The sequence below is a fragment of the Nocardia sp. NPDC004654 genome, from assembly GCF_040609595.1.
In the GTDB taxonomy this organism is placed as follows: Bacteria; Actinomycetota; Actinomycetes; order Mycobacteriales; family Mycobacteriaceae; genus Nocardia.
In genome coordinates, this window is record NZ_JBEXKI010000008.1 from 444,906 (window position 1) to 465,203 (window position 20,298).

The 20,298-nt window shown below is 67.0% G+C and carries 15 protein-coding genes; 9 read left to right on the forward strand and 6 right to left on the reverse strand.

Going from position 1 to position 20,298, the window contains the following annotated elements; genetic code table 11:
• Nucleotides 1–140: 140 nt before the first annotated feature.
• The 4 genes from ABZV58_RS27440 (at nucleotide 141) to ABZV58_RS27455 (ending at nucleotide 3,698) form a co-directional block, all read left to right on the forward strand.
• Entirely contained in the window at nucleotides 141–755 is a 615-nt protein-coding gene (locus tag ABZV58_RS27440; protein WP_355003043.1) for a TetR/AcrR family transcriptional regulator, read from the forward strand.
• A complete protein-coding gene (locus ABZV58_RS27445; RefSeq protein ID WP_355003044.1) occupies nucleotides 752–1,636 on the forward strand; it encodes an alpha/beta fold hydrolase in 885 nt (294 codons plus the stop codon). The genes ABZV58_RS27440 and ABZV58_RS27445 overlap by 4 nt, the downstream gene beginning before the upstream one ends.
• A gap of 58 nt (nucleotides 1,637–1,694) precedes the next feature.
• Entirely contained in the window at nucleotides 1,695–2,450 is a 756-nt protein-coding gene (locus ABZV58_RS27450; protein ID WP_355003045.1) for a hypothetical protein, read from the forward strand.
• A gap of 585 nt (nucleotides 2,451–3,035) precedes the next feature.
• The gene (locus tag ABZV58_RS27455; protein WP_355003046.1) at nucleotides 3,036–3,698 is read left to right on the forward strand and encodes a trypsin-like serine protease; all 663 of its coding nucleotides are present in this window, start codon (nucleotides 3,036–3,038) and stop codon (nucleotides 3,696–3,698) included.
• A gap of 16 nt (nucleotides 3,699–3,714) precedes the next feature.
• On the opposite strand, the gene ABZV58_RS27460 is transcribed toward ABZV58_RS27455, so the two are convergent.
• Complete coding sequence (locus ABZV58_RS27460) at nucleotides 3,715–4,440, reverse strand: hypothetical protein (protein ID WP_355003047.1); 726 nt, start codon at nucleotides 4,438–4,440, stop codon at nucleotides 3,715–3,717.
• 583 nt (nucleotides 4,441–5,023) lie between these two features.
• Here ABZV58_RS27460 and ABZV58_RS27465 point away from each other — a divergent pair.
• Nucleotides 5,024–6,211: an Ig-like domain-containing protein gene (locus tag ABZV58_RS27465; RefSeq protein ID WP_355003048.1), complete on the forward strand. Its 1,188-nt coding sequence runs from the start codon at nucleotides 5,024–5,026 to the stop codon at nucleotides 6,209–6,211.
• Nucleotides 6,212–6,807: 596 nt separating this feature from the next.
• Here ABZV58_RS27465 and ABZV58_RS27470 read toward each other — a convergent pair.
• From ABZV58_RS27470 to ABZV58_RS27480, 3 genes are all read right to left on the reverse strand, one after another.
• The gene (locus ABZV58_RS27470) at nucleotides 6,808–7,245 is read right to left on the reverse strand and encodes a VOC family protein (protein ID WP_355003049.1); all 438 of its coding nucleotides are present in this window, start codon (nucleotides 7,243–7,245) and stop codon (nucleotides 6,808–6,810) included.
• A gap of 75 nt (nucleotides 7,246–7,320) precedes the next feature.
• Nucleotides 7,321–7,728 (reverse strand): hypothetical protein, encoded by a 408-nt coding sequence (locus ABZV58_RS27475; protein ID WP_355003050.1) that lies wholly within the window; start codon nucleotides 7,726–7,728, stop codon nucleotides 7,321–7,323.
• Between the two features lie 220 nt (nucleotides 7,729–7,948).
• Complete coding sequence (locus ABZV58_RS27480; RefSeq protein ID WP_355003051.1) at nucleotides 7,949–8,197, reverse strand: hypothetical protein; 249 nt, start codon at nucleotides 8,195–8,197, stop codon at nucleotides 7,949–7,951.
• A 31-nt stretch (nucleotides 8,198–8,228) separates the two neighbouring features.
• Here ABZV58_RS27480 and ABZV58_RS27485 point away from each other — a divergent pair, with 31 nt between their 5' ends.
• Together ABZV58_RS27485 and ABZV58_RS27490 are read left to right on the forward strand one after the other, a co-directional pair.
• Entirely contained in the window at nucleotides 8,229–8,468 is a 240-nt protein-coding gene (locus tag ABZV58_RS27485; protein WP_355003097.1) for a DUF6400 family protein, read from the forward strand.
• Nucleotides 8,469–8,786: 318 nt separating this feature from the next.
• Nucleotides 8,787–9,479 carry a class I SAM-dependent methyltransferase gene (locus ABZV58_RS27490; RefSeq protein WP_355003052.1) on the forward strand — a complete coding sequence of 231 codons (693 nt, stop codon included), beginning with the start codon at nucleotides 8,787–8,789 and terminating at the stop codon, nucleotides 9,477–9,479.
• Nucleotides 9,480–9,736: 257 nt separating this feature from the next.
• Here the strand turns inward: ABZV58_RS27490 and ABZV58_RS27495 are convergent, their stop codons facing one another.
• On the reverse strand, nucleotides 9,737–15,199 hold the full coding sequence (locus ABZV58_RS27495; RefSeq protein WP_355003053.1) for a carboxyl transferase domain-containing protein: 5,463 nt from the start codon (nucleotides 15,197–15,199) through the stop codon (nucleotides 9,737–9,739).
• 303 nt (nucleotides 15,200–15,502) lie between these two features.
• Between ABZV58_RS27495 and ABZV58_RS27500 the strand changes: the two genes are divergently transcribed.
• A complete protein-coding gene (locus ABZV58_RS27500; RefSeq protein ID WP_355003054.1) occupies nucleotides 15,503–15,871 on the forward strand; it encodes a hypothetical protein in 369 nt (122 codons plus the stop codon).
• Nucleotides 15,872–16,272: 401 nt separating this feature from the next.
• Here ABZV58_RS27500 and ABZV58_RS27505 read toward each other — a convergent pair whose 3' ends face one another.
• Nucleotides 16,273–19,893 carry a hypothetical protein gene (locus tag ABZV58_RS27505; RefSeq protein ID WP_355003055.1) on the reverse strand — a complete coding sequence of 1,207 codons (3,621 nt, stop codon included), beginning with the start codon at nucleotides 19,891–19,893 and terminating at the stop codon, nucleotides 16,273–16,275.
• A 155-nt stretch (nucleotides 19,894–20,048) separates the two neighbouring features.
• Between ABZV58_RS27505 and ABZV58_RS27510 the strand changes: the two genes are divergently transcribed.
• Nucleotides 20,049–20,237 carry a hypothetical protein gene (locus ABZV58_RS27510; RefSeq protein ID WP_355003056.1) on the forward strand — a complete coding sequence of 63 codons (189 nt, stop codon included), beginning with the start codon at nucleotides 20,049–20,051 and terminating at the stop codon, nucleotides 20,235–20,237.
• Nucleotides 20,238–20,298 lie beyond the last annotated feature (61 nt).

A 20,298-nucleotide genomic window follows, 5' to 3' on the forward strand; every position in this document is an offset into this window, starting at 1 on the left:
GCCGGGTGGTGACCGGGCAAACGTCCGAATTTACTGCCGACAACCGTGCCCTTGGCGAGGCTTGGCGTGCCCTCCTCACCTCTTGACCGACCGACGGTCGGTCGGTAGCGTCGAATCCAGGGAGGTGCACCGTGCGACAGGTGAAGAAGCCCGAAGTCCGCAAAGCCGAGATCGTCGACGCGGCCGTGCGCAGTTTCGTGGAGCGCGGCTACGACCAGACCACCGTCGAATCCATCACCGGCGGGCTCGGCGTCGCGAAAGGCTGCTTCTACCACTACTTCAGCTCCAAGGAGCAGGTGTTCGCCGCCGCCGTCGACACCATCGCGCAGCGGCTGTGCGCGACCTATCTCGCTATCCTGCAAGACGATTCGCGATCGCCCAGCGCGCGGCTGCTCAGCTACGTCGACCACAGCTACGCGCTCACCGAACGCAACGAAGCGCCCGGCCTGCTGGCCACGCTGCACGGGGATCGCTTCCGCGACATGCACCATCGGATCGTGGATAGCGTGGCGAACGAACTACGCCCCGCCCTGTGCACCCTGCTGACAGCGGGTGCGACTCAGCGCGAATTCCGCGTTCCCGACCCGGAATTCACCGCGATCGCCCTGCTCGGCGCACTGCGGGAACTTCACGAGGTCTACGCCGAGCGCCCGGACCTGGACCTGCGCGCGCATCGCGCCACGCTCGTGGATCTCCTCGAGCGCATGCTCGGCACGAAGCTCCCGCATTCCGATCGGCACGCGGAGGAACGATGAAAACCGTTGCGATAACCTTCGATTCGTCGGGCACCGAATGCGCGGGCGCCCTGTACACCGAGACGGACACCGTCGGTCGCCCCTGCGTCGTCCTGTGCACGGGTTTCAGCGGCACCCAGGACACCCCGTCGGTCGTCGCGGCCGCCCAGGCCTTCGCCGCCGCGGGCATGACGGCGTTGACCTTCGACTACCGCGGCTTCGGCGCGAGCGCGGGTCGACCGCGTCAGGTCGTCGACATCGAGGACCAGTTGGCCGACATTCGCGCCGCGGTCCGCTTCGCCCGCGAGCATCCACTGGTCGATCCCGATCGAATCGTGTTGTGGGGCACCTCGCTCGGCGGCGGCCATGTCGTGACGGTCGCCGCCGACGACGAGCGCATCGCGGCGGTACTGGCGCAGGTGCCCTTCAACGGATTTCCGCGCCGAGCCGAAGGACGTTCCACCAGAGCCACTTTCGCGCTGCTGCGCGTGATGGTCGTGGACTGGTTGCGCGGCGTCTTCGGCCTCTCGCCGCACTACATTCCCGCTGTCGGCCGCCCAGGCGAACTCGCCGTCATGACCGGCCCGCAAGCACAGGCCACCATCGACGCGATGCGCAGCGACACCTGGCGCAACAGCGTGGCGCCGCGCGGCCTGCTCCAGATGATGCGTTACAAACCAGGCGATCACGCGCCGCGGCTCCGCATGCCGCTCTTGGTCTCCATCGCGGAAGGCGACCGCGAGACCCTCGCCGAGAACACCGTCGAACTCGCCGAGCGCGCGCCCCGGGGCGAGCTGCGCACCTACCCGTTCAGCCACTTCGAGGTGTATCGCGCCGACAACCGCGAGAAGGTCCTCGCAGACCAGATCGACTTTCTCCGCCGAGTACTTCCCGAAGTCTGATCACGCCCCTTCCGTACGGTGTAAGAATCACCTAGGGTGACGACTGGATGACAGTCCGATGAAGGGAGTGCGCGTGTCGGTCGCCGCCGCGGTCAAGAAGCAGGTCCAGGAACTCGGCGGGGGATTCATGTTCTCCCGGGAGGCGAAGGAATTCGCACGCAGTACCGGGGTCGACGGGTTCTTCGGCCCGTACGTCCGCGGCAGGGGCGGTGTGCTCGGCGACGTCGACGCCGACGTGGTGACCGCCGCCTTCGGATTCTTCCCCGCCCATTCGATCCGCAAGGCCTGGGAGTCGGTGCCGATGCCCGCCGCCAAGGCCGCCGACGGCTACGCCGCCGCCTGTCAGGATTTCGGCCGCCGCAAACTCGCCGATTTCGACCAGGCCGAACGCCTCGCCCAACTGCTGGAAGTCGTTGTCGCCGCGGCCGATCCGGCCGGCCTGCCCCTCTTCGCGGGCTGGCGCGCCTTGCCACTTCCCGCCGACGCCCCCGCCCGCGTCGCGCAACTCGCGCACGTCCTGCGCGAACTCCGCGGCGGCCTGCACCTCCTCGCCGTGCGCACCAGCGGCCTCACTCCGCTGCAAGCCGTCCTCGTCTCGGGCTCCCCCTTCAACAACGGCCCCAACCAGGCCCGCTGGTACGGCTGGCCCGAACCCTTCGAAGAGATCACCCCCACCATCCAAGACCGCTGGCAACGCGCCGAAGCGCTCACCGACACCCTCATCGCCCCCGCCTTCGCCGTCCTCGACGAGGCCGCGGGCGCCGAACTGACCGCCTTGCTCACCGCCGCCCACACCACCGTCTTCACCCGCTGACCCACGAGCGGCAGTCTCGGTCGCCCTCTCGGGTTCCTCCGGCAGGTCCACACCGAGCAGGCCGGCGGCACCATGCTTGTTCCAGACCTCGCGGTCCACTTGGTGCCGCTCGGCTCAGCGCCCCTGATTCGGCGTCGACTCCTCAGCGCGAAACGCCCGGTCAGGGGCGAATCACTCCGATGGCCCGTTCACCTCCACCGGGGCATCGAGTCCCGGTAATCTTCTCCGAGCGTGTCGTTGATCGTCTGTGCAGTTAGCCGTGTTGGGATGTGCGGGTGAGTTCCAGCTGTCCGGGCAGCCGCTGACGTTCGCGCTGGTCGCTGCCGATTCGCTCGACGACCGGGCAAGCCCGCCGGGATCACCGAGCGAATCCAGGCCGATGGCCGCGGGCTTGCCGTAGCGACCGAAATCGGCGTCGGACCTTCCCGCCCGACAAGTTCATGCTCCACACCTCGTTGTGCCCGGCCATACCGACCGACCCGAACCAACCGACGAGCCCACGAAATTCGCACCGTCCCGCCGTGATCCGGCCCGTATCGCGGGCCGACGCCACAACTTGAGCATTGTCGAGAAAGAGGGATACCCGTGAATCTCGAGACCACCATCTCCGCCGCACTATGCGCCCTCGGCCTTGCCATCCTCCCCGCCGTTCCGGCGCAAGCCGACGACCCCGTCGTCGTCGGCCCGGGAACCTCGATCGGAGTCTGCACCATCGCCTCCGTCGGCACGGACAAGCACGGCAACCTCGTCGCGCTGACCGCCGGGCACTGCATGCGGGTCCCGAACCAGCGCGTGAGCGTCGGCGGTCGAGACGTGGGTTACTTCGCGGCGTGGTCCAGCAAGTGGCCTTCGGAACTCTTTCGGGAGGACGCCCAGCTCGACTACGCGGTGATCCAGCTCGATCCCAAGGTCGTCAAGCCCACCAACCTGACCCCGGCGGGTCGGCGCGTCGACCGCATCACCCCCTATCCCGATCCCAGTCAGCTGCTGTGCAAGTACGGCCAGGTCACCGAGCACACCTGCGGCAACATGCTCGAACGCGACGGCAACGCGGTACGGTCCTGGCAGCTCGTCTTTCCGGGCGATTCCGGTGGTCCGGCCTACGCGGGCTCCGGGCTGGTGGGCATCGCCTCCTCGATCAACCTGATGCGTATCTGGGCGCCCATCCAGTTCACCGGAATCAGCGGCGTGCTGGCGGATCTCGCGGCCCAGGGTGGCGTCGGCGCCGGCTTCAAGCCGATCGGTTAGGACAGCTGCTCGTTCGTCAACCTGGCGTTCCGATCCCAGGCGGGCAGACGACTCGCTCCGGGTTCGCTCGCAAGTATTTGAGGCCCTGTTTCATGTAGACGCGGGGGTTGGTGTCGAGGTGCTCGGCCCACAACGGTCTGGGGTCGCCGCGCATCACGCTCCAGCAGGCGAGCGCGTACCCGAACATCGGCTGTGACAGATAGCCCAGCCGCTGGGATCGCCAGCCGTGGCGACTCTGGGCGAACTGGAACGCCGCATTGGCGTTGAAGACGCCGAGCCCCAGGTAGACGGTGACCAGATCGGTGAGCTGCTCGCCATCGTGCCGATCGGGCGCGATGCGGTCCTCACCGAGAAGACGTTCGTGCGCCAGCTCATGGGCGACCGTCGCCACCAACGCGACCGGCGAGCGCATCTGGGACATCGAGAGCGACACCACCGCGCGGCCGCGCTCCAGACGGTAGTGTCCCGCCTCCCCGTGCGAAGAACCCTCCAGAAACGCGACGTCCTCCGGCAACACATCGCCGTCCGTGTCGATCTCTACGACGACGCGATCCCGACGGACACCCATGTACCCGCTCACGCGCTCGACCAAAGAACGGACCTCCGGCTCGGTGCCGGAGTACGCGTCGGGAAAGAAGTCCGAAGTCGGCAGGATCACCGGCGTTCGCAGCGTCCTGTGCCCGAATTGCGTTGCGCACCAGCTCAACATCTCCTCGACCCACAGCCGCTCGATCTCCCTCACCGGGCACCTCGGCTTGAAAAATCCCATGCGGCATTATCTCTGGCGACTCGATCCACCGCGCGACTGCGCTATCGCGCACCCGACGCCGAACGCATCCCGAATAGAAAGGCGTTCGCTGGAACGCACACGCGATCTCTGCTGCACCGGTGAATTCCGGGCGGATCCGTCGTCACAGTCTCTGGATATACCGAACGAGATGATCATGGGCCGCCCCGCGGCGCCCGGTCCCATGCTGGCCACCGTCGCGGCCCTGACCGACCTGCGCGTTGGCACCTGGGTGTACGCCTCTCCGCTACGCCCGGCCTGGCTGACGGCGTGGGAAGCGCACTCGGCGCCGACTTCGCCGACCGGTGCGCTCCGGTCGTCGCCGAGCTCGCCGGAAGGTAGCCAGGACCGTGGGATTGTCCGAGCCTTGCAGTTCCGTGACCGTCTTGTCCGAAAACTCCGATCAATCGCGGAACGGTGTCGGTTGCGCGACGGATCGGTGGAGATACCGCCCGTTGCCGTCTCGGCCGACGCGTAGCTGCCACATGCTGGCGGACAGAGGTCGGCCCTGCTGCACCCCAGCGAAGGGAGAGACACGGTGGCATTGGGACGTCGTCGGATGCTGATCGGCTTCGCCGGTGCGGGTGGCCTCGCACTGGCCGGATGCGGGCAGTTGGAACCCGCGCCTCCCGAACCCGCCACAATCCGGATCGATCCGCCACCCGGCGCGCACGACGTCGATGCGCGCAGCCCCGGCACGGTCACGGTCACCGACGGGACGCTGCGGTCGGTCGAATGGATCGATGAAACGGGCAGATCACTACCCGGTGCACCGGCGCCCGATCATCGAACCTGGACCAGCGCCGAACCACTCGGTTACGGACACACCTACACCGTGAAAGCCGTCGCGCACGGCGAAACAGGCGACGTCACCGCGACGGCGACCTGCGCCACGGTGCGACCGCAACAGCTCATCGACGTCTCGCTGCGCTCCGCCAATCTTGTCGAGCTGGCCGAAAACGACACCTACGGAGTGGGTTTCGTGCTCGTCGCCCATTTCGACGAACCCGTAGACCGGGCCGCCGCGGAACGCCACTTGAAGGTCACCACACAGCCCGCCGTCACCGGCGCCTGGTATTGGCTCGACGATCACAACGCACACTGGCGGCCGGAGCACTATCACGCGCCGGGAACCCAGATCACGGTCGAAGCCGACCTCTTCGGACGCGCGCTCGGCGAGGGCCGCTACGGCCTGCGCGACCAACGGGTTTCCGTGAACATCGGCCCCGCGCACGTCGCGATCGCCGACGACGACACCAAACACATCGAGGTCTTCGACAACGGGAACCTGGTGCGCACCATGCCCACATCGATGGGCAAGGGCGGCACCATAGCTGTCGGAGGCAAATATCTGTCGTTCTGGACCCGCCCCGGCATCTACACCGTGCTGGACCGGAACAACCCGGTGATCATGGACTCCGCCACCTACGGCCTGCCCACCAACTCCGGCGGCTACCGCACGAGCATCGACCACGCGGTCCGCATCAGCCACGACGGAATCTTCGTCCACGCACTGGCCTCGAGCATGTGGGCCCAAGGCAACACCAACGTCTCACACGGCTGCCTGAACCTCTCCCCCGACGATGCCGCATGGTTCTACGACTTCGTCATCCCCGGCGACGTCGTCGAGGTCCGCAACACCGGCGGTGACCCCCTCGACATCTGGCAGAACGGCGATTGGAGCATCCCCTGGCCCGACTGGCTTCGCGGCGGCACCCCCGCCTGACACGAGCAGGCAGGTCCGGCATCGGCCGGGCGACCGAGGCGGTGAGCACCCCGTTCCAGGTGCCGTCGGCGGCATAGCGGGCGGTGCCGCTTACACCGTTGCCACGGTCCGAAGACTTCCGGCCGGTCTCGCCCGCACGTCGATGTGCTCGAGCAGTCACCACTCGGAAGGTGTGTTCGATCTCGGACTCAGGCGGATGTCGCCGCACCGTTGCGCCGGCAGCCGCACCGACGTCGTTGTCGTTCAGGCCCGATAGATCGATTCGTTTGTCTTGCACTCCCAAGAATGCCGACCTCTGCGAGGGTTGACACGGGTAGTCGACTACGCCAATTTCACGCGAGGCACCGACGAGAACGACGGTTCTGGAGAAGCGCAGCGCCGCCCCGGAGCGCACACCGATTCGCATGCAGTTCAACCCCTTCGGACCGCGGTGGAATCGGAGTAGTGCGCTACTTCGGCTCGGCAAGTACCGGCGGGCAACGGCGAGTACGGGTTGGTCTCACGTGCAGGCGGCGTCGACCACCACCGATGGTTGCCGACGCCGCCTGCACGTTGCCGTCGCCGGCGCGGCGCTCGCCAACCACCGCGCCACCGATTCAGCGGTCGGCGAAGACACCTTCGAGCATGCCGGTGGCTTGGCCGATCTCGATGAGGTAGCCGTCCGGATCACGCAGATAGCAACGAATTTCGGCTTTGCGGTCGAGGGGCTCGGTGAGGAACTCGGCGCCCTTGCGGCGTGCGTCGGAATAGAAGGCGGCGATATCGGCTACCCGCACGTTCAGGAACGCCGAAACGGCATCGGTGGGCTCGGGCGGACGCAGGACGATATCGGGTTTGTCGGGGGTGGGTCCACCACCGGGGTTCATGATGATCCAACTGTTGGCGACTTTGACGATGCACGGGTTTTCCTCGAGCACCACCCGGCCGTTGAAAATGTCGGCGTAGAAGGTCCGGGAGCGGCTCACATCGGAAACGGTCAAAAAGTGGGTCACCAGTAGCCCCTGGTCGGGGGCGGGTAAATCGGAGTCGTTCATGAGCGCTGCCTGCCTTCGCGGTCGGTCGGTGGGAAGCGGTGTGCTGTGGACTGCGCTGAACCAGAACCGTGCGCACTACGGCACGGTGAACTTCTTCGCCTGTCCGGAGACCACGATGCCGTTGCTGTCGACGAGCGCTACCCGCACCTGCGCCTCGGAACCCGAGGTCAGCGGTGGCTCGCCGGGGTCCGCCGTCAGGGAGACGGTGGCGCTCTGCGGGGAGCCGTCGCAGACGACGGAGTTCTGGATGCCCTGGGCGGCGGGACGGTCGGCGTCCGGCTCGCCCATCATCGCCTGAATGCTCGTCACTCCGGCGGAGCCGTCGCAGGTGTAGTCGACTTGGATCAGGTTCGATCCGGCACCGGTGATGTCGAGAGTCGCGGCGGCGAGCGCGGAAGCGGCAGCGGCCACCGAGGCCGCGGCCATCGCGGCGAAAACACCGACGATGCGGGCGGGGCGCCAAGAGTTCGGGGTAGTCGTCATAGGATTTCGTTCCTCCTGTGTGGCGGACATAGATCGCGGAACACAACGGGAAGAGACGCGGTACGCATCGCACCGCTCGCATCCATGGTCCAGCCCTTTTGCCCGCCGCGGCGGGAAACCACTCGAATCGGCCGTCGCGGCGGTGTCACCTGGACGATGAGGGACAGTCGCCGAGCGGCGTCTTGGCCACGACCGCGGACTGCCGTCGCACTGATACCTGCTACCCGCTGGGCGATCGCACAGTCAACGCAGCCAGCGCCGCGTCGGCGCAGTCCTCGGGACTGCTGTTGAAGGCGATAGCCGCGTCGGGCGCGTACTGCCGGACCGGATTGACCACCTTTTCGAAGAATTCGAACACGGCGCTGTCACAGACCTGATGGGAGGTGCGCGGGCGATCAACTGTGACGAAGTCCCACCGCGGAACGTGATGCACCTCATTGCCCGAGAAGACGTTGTTGGGCATCGTCATCAATTCGTTATCGGAAAGACCCTGGTTGGAGATGCCCGAAATGGCCGACCACAATTTTGCCTACGACCTCACGCTGGACGAGGCACGCCGGCGCAGCGCCGTCGTCGCGGCGCTCGGTGACAACTGGGATCCGGTGGCGGTCCTCGCCGAGGAAGAGCTGGCATACGACATGCTGTACTCGAATCTCGACGATGAGCAGCAGCGGATCTACGACGAACTCGTCGAGGCCGGGATCCTGCCGGATCGGGCGACGCGCACTATTGCCGACTGATCGCACCGCCGAGACGCAGCTCGATCTGGCACAGGCCGCCGGCAGCTGCGCGCGGCTTCTCTCCTGCCTCGAGACCGGCAAGTCCTCACCCAGCCGGGCAATGGTGGTGAACTCGGCAAAGTCGTGGAAGTGCCACTGAGAGAACGTAATACGATGCTGTTGGCGGGTCCGAAGACCGAATCGGAAGCGGCCGCAAGCCACCGAGCCCGTTGATCACTATCGGCGATGCCCACCGGCCGGCGCACCGGCTTCTGACCAGCCCAGCGCGTCGCGGGCCAGGTCCCGAGCCCCTCGTAAATTCTCTGATATTCGTGGGCTATGACCAACCCGCATGATTTCGAATTCGAAGAAATCTACCGAGGTACAGGGGGTGCGTTCGGGCCGGGCGTCAAACCACCGTGGAGTATCGGGGAGCCCCAGCCGGAGCTCGCCGCGCTGATCGAGCAGGGCAGATTCCATGGCGATGTCCTCGATGTCGGATGCGGGGAGGCGGCGATCTCGCTGTATCTGGCCGAGCGGGGTTTCACCACCGTCGGCCTGGATCTGTCGCCGACCGCGGTCGAGCTGGCCCGCGCAGAGGCCGCCAGGCGCGGCCTCGTCAAAGCCTCTTTCGAGGTCGCCGACATCGCCTCCTTCACCGGCTACGACGACCGCTTCGGCACCATCGTCGACAGCACGTTGTTCCATTCGATCCCCGTCGAGTCGCGAGAGGGCTATCAGCAGTCGATTGCGCGCGCCGCCGCGCCGGGTGCGTCGTATTTCGTGCTGGTGTTCGACAGAGCCGCGCTGCCCGAAGCACCTCGACCGGGGCCATCGCCGGTCACCGCCGACGAGCTTCGCGAAGTGGTGTCGCAGTACTGGGTAATCGATGAGATCAGGCCGGCGCGAATCCATGGCAATCTGCCTGCGGCGTTGCCAGCGGACGCGGGCTTCCAGTTCGAGGGCATGCGCGACGAGCCCAGTGGCCGCAAGTCGCTTCCGGCATGGCTGCTGTCGGCCCATCTCGACTGATCTCGCGACACGGGATCGCGGGTGCGTCGCCCGGGCCGGATGCGTCAGAGCATCGAAGTGCCCGGGCACTCCCGGCCCATCGCTCGTCGGATACAGCGACGGTCACGTTCCCGCGTCGACCATTCGGGTCCACGACGCGGCCCTGGGCTTCACCCGCATCGGATGGAAGATCCGCAGAAGGCGGTCGAGCGTGATCTCCTCGCCCTCTCGATTGCTCACCGCCGACCGGCAGCGAGCAATCGAGAGGTCACGTGGAATCACCCAGGCAGACCTGCCTCGATCGCGGCGATAATGCGCGGGCGCATGTCGGAGGCGCTGATGATGGCGTCCACCGAACCGACCTCGACGGCGCGCTGGATATTGTGCACGCGATCGAATTCCGCCGCGACATCACCGAGCTTCTCGGCGCGCACCGACGATCGGATCTCGTCGAGCTCGGCGGTCAGGGCCATGCGGTCGGCGCCGGTCGCGTTCGCCGCGCGCGCCTCGAGTTCCCGCACTCGCGGATCCGCCGCGGTTCGCGTGTCGACCTCACCGGAGAACACGACCGCCGCGGCCGGTGCGCCGCCGAGCACCGAGGCGAACGAACCTTCCAGAGCGAGCACGGTCATGTTCGGGTTCAGCGCCTTCGAGAACACCACGAACGCGCCGCCGTGGTAGCGGGAGATCACACAGAACACGATCGGCCCCTGGAAGTTCACGATCGCGCGACCGATCTCGGCGCCGTACTCGAGCTGCAACTTCCGCATCGATTCCGGTGAGCCGTCGAAGCCCGACAGGTTCGCCAACACCACCAGCGGCCGGTTGCCGCTGGCCGCGTTGATGGCTCGCGCGGCCTTCTTCGACGACCGCGGGAACAGCGTGCCCGCCGTGTAGGTGTCCGGGCCGTCGGTGGACGGGAAGCCGCGCCTCGGCACGCCTCGGGATTCGATGCCGAGCAGGCACACCGGAATGCCGCCGAGCCGCGCGTCCTGCACCACCGCGGTCTCGGCGTCGGCCATGCCCGCCCAGCGTTCCAGCACCGGGTGGTCCTGGTCGGACAGCGCCCGCATCACGGTCCGGATGTCGAAGGGCTTCTTGCGGTCCGGGTTGGCGGTGGCGGAGAAGATCTCGCCGACGGTCGTGAAGTCGCTGTCCGCCATGGCATGCGGGAAGTCGGAGACGTCGCGATCGAAGGGGTCGTCGGTCCCCGACCGCCGCGGCGCCTGCTCACCGGGCGCCACATAGGTGTGGTCGTAGTGCGACATCAGCACGTCTCGCGCGGCGAGCAGGTTCGGCGCCCAGTACTGGGCCTGCCCGTTGGGACCCATCACCCGGTCGTAACCGCCGATGCCGAAGTTGTCCTCGGCCGACACACCGCCGGAGAAGTCCAGCGACTGCTTGCCCGTGAGCACCATCGCGGAGTCCGGTGTCATCACCAGGATGCCCTTGGTGTGCATGAGCATCGTCGCCTCGGCGTTCCAGTACGGCTGCGCGCCGACATTGATGCCCGCGACCACGATGTTGATCTCGCCGCCGTCCTGGGTGAACTCGACGATCCGCTTGAGCGCGGCCGCCACCCAGTCCATGTTCTCGGTGCCCGACTCCATCGAGATCCGGGCGCCCGAGGACAGCGCGTACCACTCCAGCGGCACCTGCATCCGTTCGGCGAGATCCAGCGCGGCGATCACCCGGCGGCATTCCGGTTCGGACAGTGCGCCAAGCGATTTCGTGGGATCACCGAGCAACACCACCCTGGTGATGCCGTCCGCGTACCGCTCGGTCGGCGTGGTGACCACGCCGGCGACGATCGCGGCGGTGTTGCGTCCTTTGGGCCGGTCGACCGGGACGAGCGTGTGGTCGTCGTCGAGATCGTACTCGGCGAACTCACCGAGCAGCCCGGTCAGTTCGTAGGGGTACACGGTGTTGCGGCTGCCCGCTCGCAGCACCTTTTGCCGGTACGCGTCGAGCGGCTCGATCACCTCGTCGGTCCGTTCCCCGATGGTCACCGTGGTGCCGCCGGTGACGTCGAAGACGACCCGCACGACGATCTTGACCAACTCGCCGGTCTCCGGATCGGGCTGGCGCGCGATGAGGAGCAGCTCCTCCAGCCCGGCGCCGACGGTCGTGGCTTCCACGCGCTCGATGATCGACTCCAACTCGGCGCGGGTGAGGTCCAGCGGCGGCCAGACGTACATCACGATCCGATTGGTGTGCAGGCGTTTGCCCGACGGCCGCCGGGACTGCACTCGCCGAATCGCGTCGACGCAGGCGCTGATGGTGCTCTCGGCCGTCGGCAGCGCGAGCAGCCTGCCATCCTGCTCCCGCAATGCTGCGAGGTCACGGACCTGCGTGAACGCGATGAGTCGCTCGTCCGACGGATTCTCTTTCGCGACGCACCGGAACAGGTAGACCTCTTCGTCCGAGGACGGCAGGCGGGTGAGGTCGAACTTGCGCAGCCGCTTCAACTGCATCCGCTCCGCGATGTACGGGTGCAGGCCGCGGATCAATCGCTCCTCGGCCAATCCGGTGGCCGACGGGCGGAAGGTGAAATGATGGTGCATCACCGCTCCGCCGCTACCCGCGACCGTCGCGGTGATTCGGGAGACCTGATTCGGCAGCGGGTGCGCGCTGAGCACCTCCTGCAAGGCCTCGGCCATCGCATCGAAGTCTTCCGGCTGCTTCTCCCAGCCGAGGTAGATGTCGGCCTCGATGGAGGCGGCGCCGCTCGCCAGTTCGGCGAGCCCGCGCAGGACGGTGCCGAGGGCGTCGAAGCTCACGGCGGCCGAGACCAGGGAGAGACCCCGACGCTCGGCGATCACGAACGCGCGGCCGCCGACCTCCCGGGTCCGAACGTCGGCGAGGCCCTTGTTGCCGTAGTACCGCCGGGTCAGCACCTCCAGCATGACCGTGTTGTCGGCGCTTCCGCGCGTCAGCCGCTGGCCGAGCAGCCGCACCAGCGGCTCGGTGCTCCGCACCATCTCGGCCAGGCGCTCGCCGCGATCGGGGGCATCGGGGTGCGCGTCCAGGTAGCTCAGATGCTTGCGGACATCGGCGTACACGCGGGCGCGATTACGCCGCAGCAACGGCTGGCCGAACCAGGCGTACACCAGCCCGCGGGTGAGGTCCGCGATGACGGGGAAGCGCACCTGCGTCGCGGCCACCAGCCGTTCCAGCGTCAGACCGACGGGCTCGCGAAGCGCCCTGTCCGGCACCGGCTCCCGCAGCCACTCGCGCAGCAATGTCGTCATGATCGTGACGGTGTCGGCCGGACGTTGCTGGGCGAGGAAGATACGGAAGACCGCGGCTTCGAGGTCGGGGGTGCGCTCCAGATCGGTGACGCCGTAGTGCGCGAGCGCCTTGGCGAGTTTGGCCTGATACGCCGCGGGCAGCCCGGCCCGCTCGACATCGAGACTCTGCAGATAGGTGTGGAAGTACTCGCGGGCACTGTGGACGTGGCTTTGGCCGCCGTCCTCGTCCCAGGACCGGTTGTGGCTCAGTTCGGCGAGGTCGGCGAACACCTGCAGGAGCTCGAGTTCCTCGGCGAGAGGCCTGCGGTTGTCGGCGATGGCGGCCCGGCGCGCGACGAGATAGTCGTCGACCACTCGGCGGTCGTCGTGCGGGTCGACGTCGAAGCCGAGGAGCAGGCTGCGCAGATCCTGCTGGGCGCGGGTCAGACGCACATGCGGTTGAATCGATGCGGGCTCGCCGGGCAGATCCAGCTCGACCGAGCCGACCGCCGCGGCGTCCGAGTCCTCGTCCTCGTCGGCGAGCGGTTCCAGCCGCAGCAGTGGCGCGCCGGTCTCGACCTGAGTGCCGACCGAAACACCGCACTCCTTCAACCGGGCCCGGAACGGCGCGCGCAGCACGGTTTCCATCTTCATGCTCTCCAGCACCAGGACCGGCGCGCCCGCCTCGACCTCGTCACCGATCTCCAGCGGCGTGGCGACGACCAGCGCGGGGGCCGGGGAGCGGACGACGCCGCCCTCGTCGCGGCTGATCCGATGCGCCACACCGTCGACGTCGACCATGTGGATCGGGCCGTGCGTGCCGGTGATCAAGCGGTACCGGGAACCGTTGACGACGACCTGCCCGGAGTGCCGATCGAAGCGTTCGAGATCCACGTCGGCGGTACGAATGTCGCCACCCGCCTCGACACCGACACGGAACCGATGAGCACCGACGCGTGCGACGCGCACGCGATAGCCGACTCCGCGCAACTTGAAGTCGCGCGGCCTACCGCTCTCGTGCTGCACCTGGGGCCGCCCGCCGGACGCCGTGGACAGCAGGCGGTGCCGCTCCACCCGCTCGTCTTCCTCGTAGGCGTCGATGGCGGCAGCGGCCAGCGCGATGGTGGAGTGGCGATGCGACACGAGACGGCCTTCGCCGCGAACACGGTCGATCCAGCCGGTGTCCGCGCTGGCATCGAGTACTTCGGGCTGGGTCAGCAGATCGAGCACGAAGCTCTTGTTGGTGACGCCGCCCTCGATGACGACCCTGGTCTGCGTCAGCGCCCGGCGCAGCCTGGCCAGCGCTTCGTCACGATCGCGGCCGTAGGCGATGATCTTGGCGATCATCGAGTCGAAGTCGGCGGGAATCGTGTCGCCCTCGCTGACTCCGGTGTCGACGCGGATGCCCGGGCCCGCAGGCAAATCCAGCCGCGCGATGCGGCCAGGGGCGGGCGCGAAATCGCGGTCGGGGTCTTCGGCGTTGAGCCGGGCCTCGATGGCGTGCCCGCGTTCGGCCGGCGGCTCGCCCTCGAGCCGTCCTCCGGACGCGACCAGCAGCTGGGCCCGGACCAGGTCGAAACCGGTGGTGGACTCGGTGATCGGATGCTCGACCTGCAGGCGGGTGTTGACCTCGAGGAAGGCGAACTGCTTGTCACCGGGGTGGTAGAGGAACTCCACGGTCGCGGCGCCGCGGTAGCCGACGGCGATCGCCAGCCGCTCGGCCGAGGCCTTCAGCTCGGCCGCCTGCTCGGGGAGCAGCACCGGCGACGCCGACTCCTCGATGATCTTCTGGTTGCGCCGCTGCACCGAGCAGTCACGGACGCCGAGTGCCCAAGCCGTGCCCTGGCCGTCCGCGATCACCTGAACCTCGACGTGCCGGGCGCCGGTGACCAGCCGCTCGAGGAAGACCACGCCGCTGCCGAAGGCGCGCGCGGCTTCCTGGCGGGTGCGCTCGTAGGCGTCGACGAGTTCGGCCTCGTTCGTGATCACGCGGATACCGCGGCCACCGCCGCCCGCGGTCGCCTTCAGCATCAGCGGGTAACCGATCTCGGCCGCGGCCGCCAACGCGGCGTCCACGTTCTCGACCGCACCGCGGCTCCACGGCGCGACCGGCACGCCGACCTCCTCGGCGATCAGCTTCGCGCCGATCTTGTCGCCGAGTTTGCGCATGGCCTCCGGGCTCGGGCCGATGAAGGTGACTCCGATCTGCTCGCACAACTCCGCGAACGCCGGGTCCTCCGCGACGAAACCCCAACCGACCCACGCGGAGTCGGCCTCGGTAGCCACCAGCGCACGCTCGAGCACCTTGAGATCCAGGTACGGGCGCGCGGATGCCGGACCGAGGTCGTAGGCGATGTCGGCCTCGCGCACGAACGTCGCGTTCCGGTCGACGTCGGTATAGAGAGCGACGGTTTCGACCGGTAGCCCAGTTTCCGCCGCCAGATCTCGAGCGGCGTGGATGAGGCGCATGGCGGCCTCTCCCCTGTTCACGATGGCGATGCGGTTGAACACTCGCCGGCTCCTTTCCAAGAACTGGCCCGGTCGGGCGGGTTGCGACTACCGGTCCCGCGTAGTGTGCACCTCCATTTCCGCAGGTGCACGGCATGCGGCTGTTACTCACGCGTATCGTGGGCAATCTCTCCACTGAGGTTATGACAACCTCGGAGCCCCCCACTCGCCAGATGCGCTGACCTACAATTCTTCTCTCGCGAATGTTTCTGTTGTTTTCGGTCCGCGAGGGCGGACCGTAACGATCGTCGGAAGTGCGCCCGAGAATCTCTGGAACGCTCCGCCGCAGTGTGGGAGGTGATCCGCGTGCCCGACATCCTCGATGTACTGCACGCTCGCTGTGCCGAGATCGCGGGTGAGGCGATCCTCTCGGGGGAGGAACACCCCAACCTCACACTGACCACACGCGAGGTCGAGGACCTGCTCGACCACATCGAGGACCTACACCGCCGCTACCTCGACCTCGACCTCGCCCACCGCGAACTCGACTACCAGTACACCGCGCTACGTCGAGCGACCCACGAGGCCACCGCATCGTTGGAGCGGATCCGTGCCGCGCTGGAACAGCGCACCGCACACCCAGAAGCCCATGCCCGCCAGGCATGCACCATCGCCGATTTCGCCGCCCGGAATCTGACAGCGGCGAGCGTGAATATGGACGGGCCAGCGAGTTGACGATTCGCGGATAGGTGGTCGAGGTGCTGTTCGCGCCTGTCGGCGCATCCGGACGATCGGCGTATCCGTCATCCGTGCGAGTGTCCACTCGCTGCTTCGGGAACGAAGGCATTCGATACCTGCGCTCGAACTCTCGGCCAACGGATCTGCCAGCAGGAGAACCTGTTGCCTGCGACAACGCCGGACCCGATGTGCGGATCGCTTGCCAGCCTGGCGCCGAAGCTCGGCCCGGCGAAGGCTACGTGAAAGACCACAGTTCACCAGAATGCTTCGCAGCGTCCGATCACATCAGCGTACGCGCGAACCATACCGAAATCGGCGCTGTGGAACATCTTGGTCTCGATGCTTCTACCGTTCCGAGCCGCATAGGCGCGGTCGCAAGGCGAATCCGACACGCACCCTCACGGAAACTTCTGATAGATCATGTTCTTCACTTCGTCCGGGCAATCACCTCTCGCCGCCAGCGCACGGCTGCGAATACCGAGGGAATCCTTCTCCTTGACGGTGAAGCACTCCGCGATCGCGCCCTTGTTCGCGGCGGAAACCTCGGGCCACAGGTCTTCGAAAACCGTGAGCAGCCCGGGATCACGCTCGGACAGCAGGATCATCAGATGCGCCACGGTGCGCTTCGAACGTCCGGCGATCTCGCCCACGTCCACTGTGATAAGCAGGTCCACGATCATCGACTGCAGTTCTTCGCCACTCAAATGCCGCAGTCCCAATGCGGTGATCGCCTGTTTGTAAAGGTTGAAAAACGACGGCAATTCGTTGCGGCGCACGGAAGTGCAGGCAGGAGAACGTAATTCATCGACGACGCGCCGGAATTCCGCGATCACTTCCGCTACGGCGGTACTGGTCATTCTCCACCGGCGGTCGATGGTGACGAGCAGATCCAGCAGCGCCCGAACGGTGTGGCAGTCGTCCTTGTGCAATGCGTCGGTGAGCCGCCGAGCCACGCATCGACCGCGATCGGCGGGAAACGCCGGGCTCTCAGCGATGCTGCTCAGCAGACCTGCGATGCACCGCACCGCATTGGCGTGGCGGGCGTCGAGCAGCCCGAACAGCCAGTCGATCGCCTCGTCGCTGATCGTGTCAAGGCTCTCGGTGATCGATTCGAACGACGCGACAATGCCTTTCGCCGCCTCGGACGCGCCGCGGACGCCGCCCTCCCGGATTTCTCGTGCGGCTCGTGCCCGGGCCGCCCCGAAATAGGCGGCCGTAGCCCCGTCCAACCGCGCCCGCCGCCACCGGTCTTCGGGCTCGCTTCCGGCGATCAACGGATACATCCGATCGGCGATATCGGCGAGCACATCGCCGGGCAAGGTATTCATGAAGGTGTCGACCGCGCTGCGAAGCACACTGCGGCCGTGGCGATCCAGTCCACCGTGCACGATCAACGCCTGCAGCTCGTCGAGGCGATCACCCAGCAGCGCGACGTCTCGTCCCGACACCTTGATCATCGCCGGCCGCACCCGCCGCTCATCACCGTCGAGCCAGACTTCCAGCATCGACAGCGCCCGGCGACGTTCGCTCGCCGTCAGCGTGTCGGCAACGAAATTCAATACTGTGCACGCTAAACCGATCTGCGCGGCAGTCGATCCCGCGCTTGGCCGGAGCAACCGCTCGAGCACCACGTCACGGTGATGCTCGGCAATGAACTTCGCGACGTTGGTGTATCGATCCGTCACCGGTTTGCCGGGCCCGATGAAGGCATCGAGGACGGTTTCGGCCGTCGCGAGCGAATCGCACAGTCCGGCGACGACACGCACCTGGCACGAGTCCCACCGCTTGGGTAACGCCATGTCCAGAAATTGTTTCCAGCCGGTCCAACCGAGCTCCTCTCGTAGCGGCAGATCCGGCCAGTTCCGCAGCACCAGTGCGGTCAGTTCCTCGACCGCGTCCGCAGGGCAGTGCTGAGTTCGCGCGGCCGCCAGCAAGTCGCGATCGTGTTCTCTATCGCGAGGCCGGGTGGAGGCGTCGATCACGATGCGCGCCCGAGCCGGCTCGGGGAGCAGATGATAGTGACCGATCAACACGCGTAGTTCCCCGCTGGTGACATCGTCATCGAGGACTTGATCGAGAAACCGCGCCAGAATCGATGAGCGGCTCGGCGTTTCGAGTCCCGAGCTGGCCGCCAGCACCGTCGTCAGCACGCGCGTGAGGTTGTCGTCGCGGTCGGTGGCGGGCAAGCGCCGATGCAGCCGGCCCGCCACCAACGCGACCGCGGCCACGGTGGTTTCGCCGATATCTGCGGAGCTTCCCGCTTCGGCCATGCATTCGGTAGCGACCGTGACGGCGGCGTCCAGGCATTCTTCGGGCGCCGAGTCCAGCACTCTGATGCAGGACAGCAGAAGTGCGGCCGAATGCCGCTCAACGCGCTCGGCCGTTTCGACGACAAGCGCGGGCGAGCGGCGGGCGAAGGCCCCGGCGAAATGCGCGCGCACTCCCGCTACCACCTCGACGGGTACGGTGGCGCTGATTTCGCGGTAACGGTCGTCGTCCTGTTCCAGCGCAAGCGCATGCCCGGCCACACCCCAGAAGGCGGGGACGCGGTAGTCGGTGAGACCGTCTCCGAGCTGCCGCAGGTCATCGGGTGCGCCGGAGCTGACCAGCCAGTGCGCGATCGAGAATTCCGCGTAGGTCTGGTGGAAGAACCCGTAGCGGCCGCCGATTCGGGTGACTACCCCGTCGCTGAGTAGGTTCTGCAATGCCGGGCTGTCGGAGACGGCCGCACCCGCGACCGAGACGACCAACCGGTCCACGCTCGCCGACCACATCCGCGCCGCGAGCGCGTCCGCCGCCGCCTCCTGTGCGCGAGCCGTGGACGAGCGTCTTCCGTAGCGATCCTGCGCGATCCGCCGCTCGCGATACTGGTGGTACAGCTCGGTGACGGACAGGTCGTCCGGAATGGGACCGTTGGCCGCGTAGATCTCGCAGGCCATCGACAGCCGCAGCGGTGAAGCGAGGATCTCGCGGACACCCGGCCGCACGTTCTCGCCCACCACGCTGTCGAGGAAGGCGTGCGCGGACTCGGCATCGACACCAGCGGACTCGACGTAGGCCCGCGCCCAGACGCCGATCTCGGTCGGTGTCAGGACAGGTATCGGATAGGTGAGCTGGTTGATGCCTCGCTCGTTCTTGAGGTAGTTGTTCCATTCCAGCTCTCGGCAGGTCCAGAAGACCGAGGTACTGCGCGCCAAGTGCCGCAACAGATCGGCCACATGGTCGCAATTGCTTTCGTGGACTAGGAGATCGACGGTGTCCAGGATCACCGCCTCGGGGGAGGATCCGGCGACGAGTTCGGTCAGCGTCGGCGTTTCCGGCAGTGCGCGAGCTGAATTCCGTTCATCGCGGGCGCCGATCGCGACCTCCCCCAACGCCCTGTCGACGGCATCGAAGCCCGTGAGGTCCGCTGTGGTGAGGATCCGGCCGCACGAGATGAACCAGACCGCGCGCTGGTCCGCGGTCCAGGCGTCGAAGAGCTGCCCTAGCAGGACGCTCTTACCGAGGCCACCTTCGCCGACGATCGCCAGCGACCCCGTCAGATCGCCCAGGCCTGTACGCAATTTCGAAGTCATCTGCTCGAGCCGGTCGACGGTCGGCAAGACCTTCGCATCCGCCGTGGCTCTGCCTTCGGCACTGGCACGGGCCACCAGCTCGGCCAGGCCCTCGCCCCGCAGGGTGTCAGGCGACACGTCACCCCGGTCCGGCTTCTCGGCGAAGGCCGCGGATCGAGCCTTGCGCCACCGTTGTTTCTGAGGCTCGTCGAACGGACGCTTGATCGCCCAATGCAGATAGGCGAGAAGAGGAATCAGATCGACGTTGGTGCGCGGAATCCGCGCCGCCCCCTTCAGTCCCAGCCACGATTCGACGGCCTTCGGCTTGACCGGCCGCCGGTGGTTGGTCTCGATCCATTTGACGATGTCCGCCACTTCCGGCGACCCGGCGTCGGCGTGCAGGGCCGTCAGTTCGGCGGTGAAGGCGGCCCGAAGCGATCCGCTGCCCGTCATGGCCGTCGGCACGGCTGTCGATTCGCCGCCATTCGCCGCGATTGACCAGCACACAAAATACTTTGCGACCTGCGCGTTCTCACTACTTCACCGGACCGGCGCATGACCACCTCCCCACCGCTCGGCTCGACTGGAACCGACCCCAACGAGTTCGAACGGAGCACCACGTGACCACCGTCAAAGCGCTGATCATCCTCAACGCCGCACTCATCGCGACCATCGTTGCGCTGGCGGCCTACATGCTGTCGCGTTCCGAAGGTTCCCGCTACCCCACCGCAGCCGCTCACGCGGGAGCAACTTTCGCCGCCACACTCACTTTGTTGATCCTCGTGATCAACACCCTCGGCCTCCCCTGATCGTCCAGCCGACCGGAAGCCCCCGCCTCGAGCGGGGGCTTCCGCATGTTCGTGGCGTCCA

What these genes read in the sequence shown, in the direction of transcription:
- ABZV58_RS27445 (WP_355003044.1), top strand. Translation starts at nt 752, where the DNA reads ATGAAAACCGTTGCGATAACCTTCGATTCGTCGGGCACCGAATGCGCG.
- ABZV58_RS27450 (WP_355003045.1), top strand. Translation starts at nt 1,695, where the DNA reads ATGAAGGGAGTGCGCGTGTCGGTCGCCGCCGCGGTCAAGAAGCAGGTC.
- ABZV58_RS27470 (WP_355003049.1), bottom strand. Translation starts at nt 7,245, where the DNA reads ATGAACGACTCCGATTTACCCGCCCCCGACCAGGGGCTACTGGTGACC.
- ABZV58_RS27475 (WP_355003050.1), bottom strand. Translation starts at nt 7,728, where the DNA reads ATGACGACTACCCCGAACTCTTGGCGCCCCGCCCGCATCGTCGGTGTT.
- ABZV58_RS27480 (WP_355003051.1), bottom strand. Translation starts at nt 8,197, where the DNA reads ATGACGATGCCCAACAACGTCTTCTCGGGCAATGAGGTGCATCACGTT.
- ABZV58_RS27485 (WP_355003097.1), top strand. Translation starts at nt 8,229, where the DNA reads ATGCCCGAAATGGCCGACCACAATTTTGCCTACGACCTCACGCTGGAC.
- ABZV58_RS27490 (WP_355003052.1), top strand. Translation starts at nt 8,787, where the DNA reads ATGACCAACCCGCATGATTTCGAATTCGAAGAAATCTACCGAGGTACA.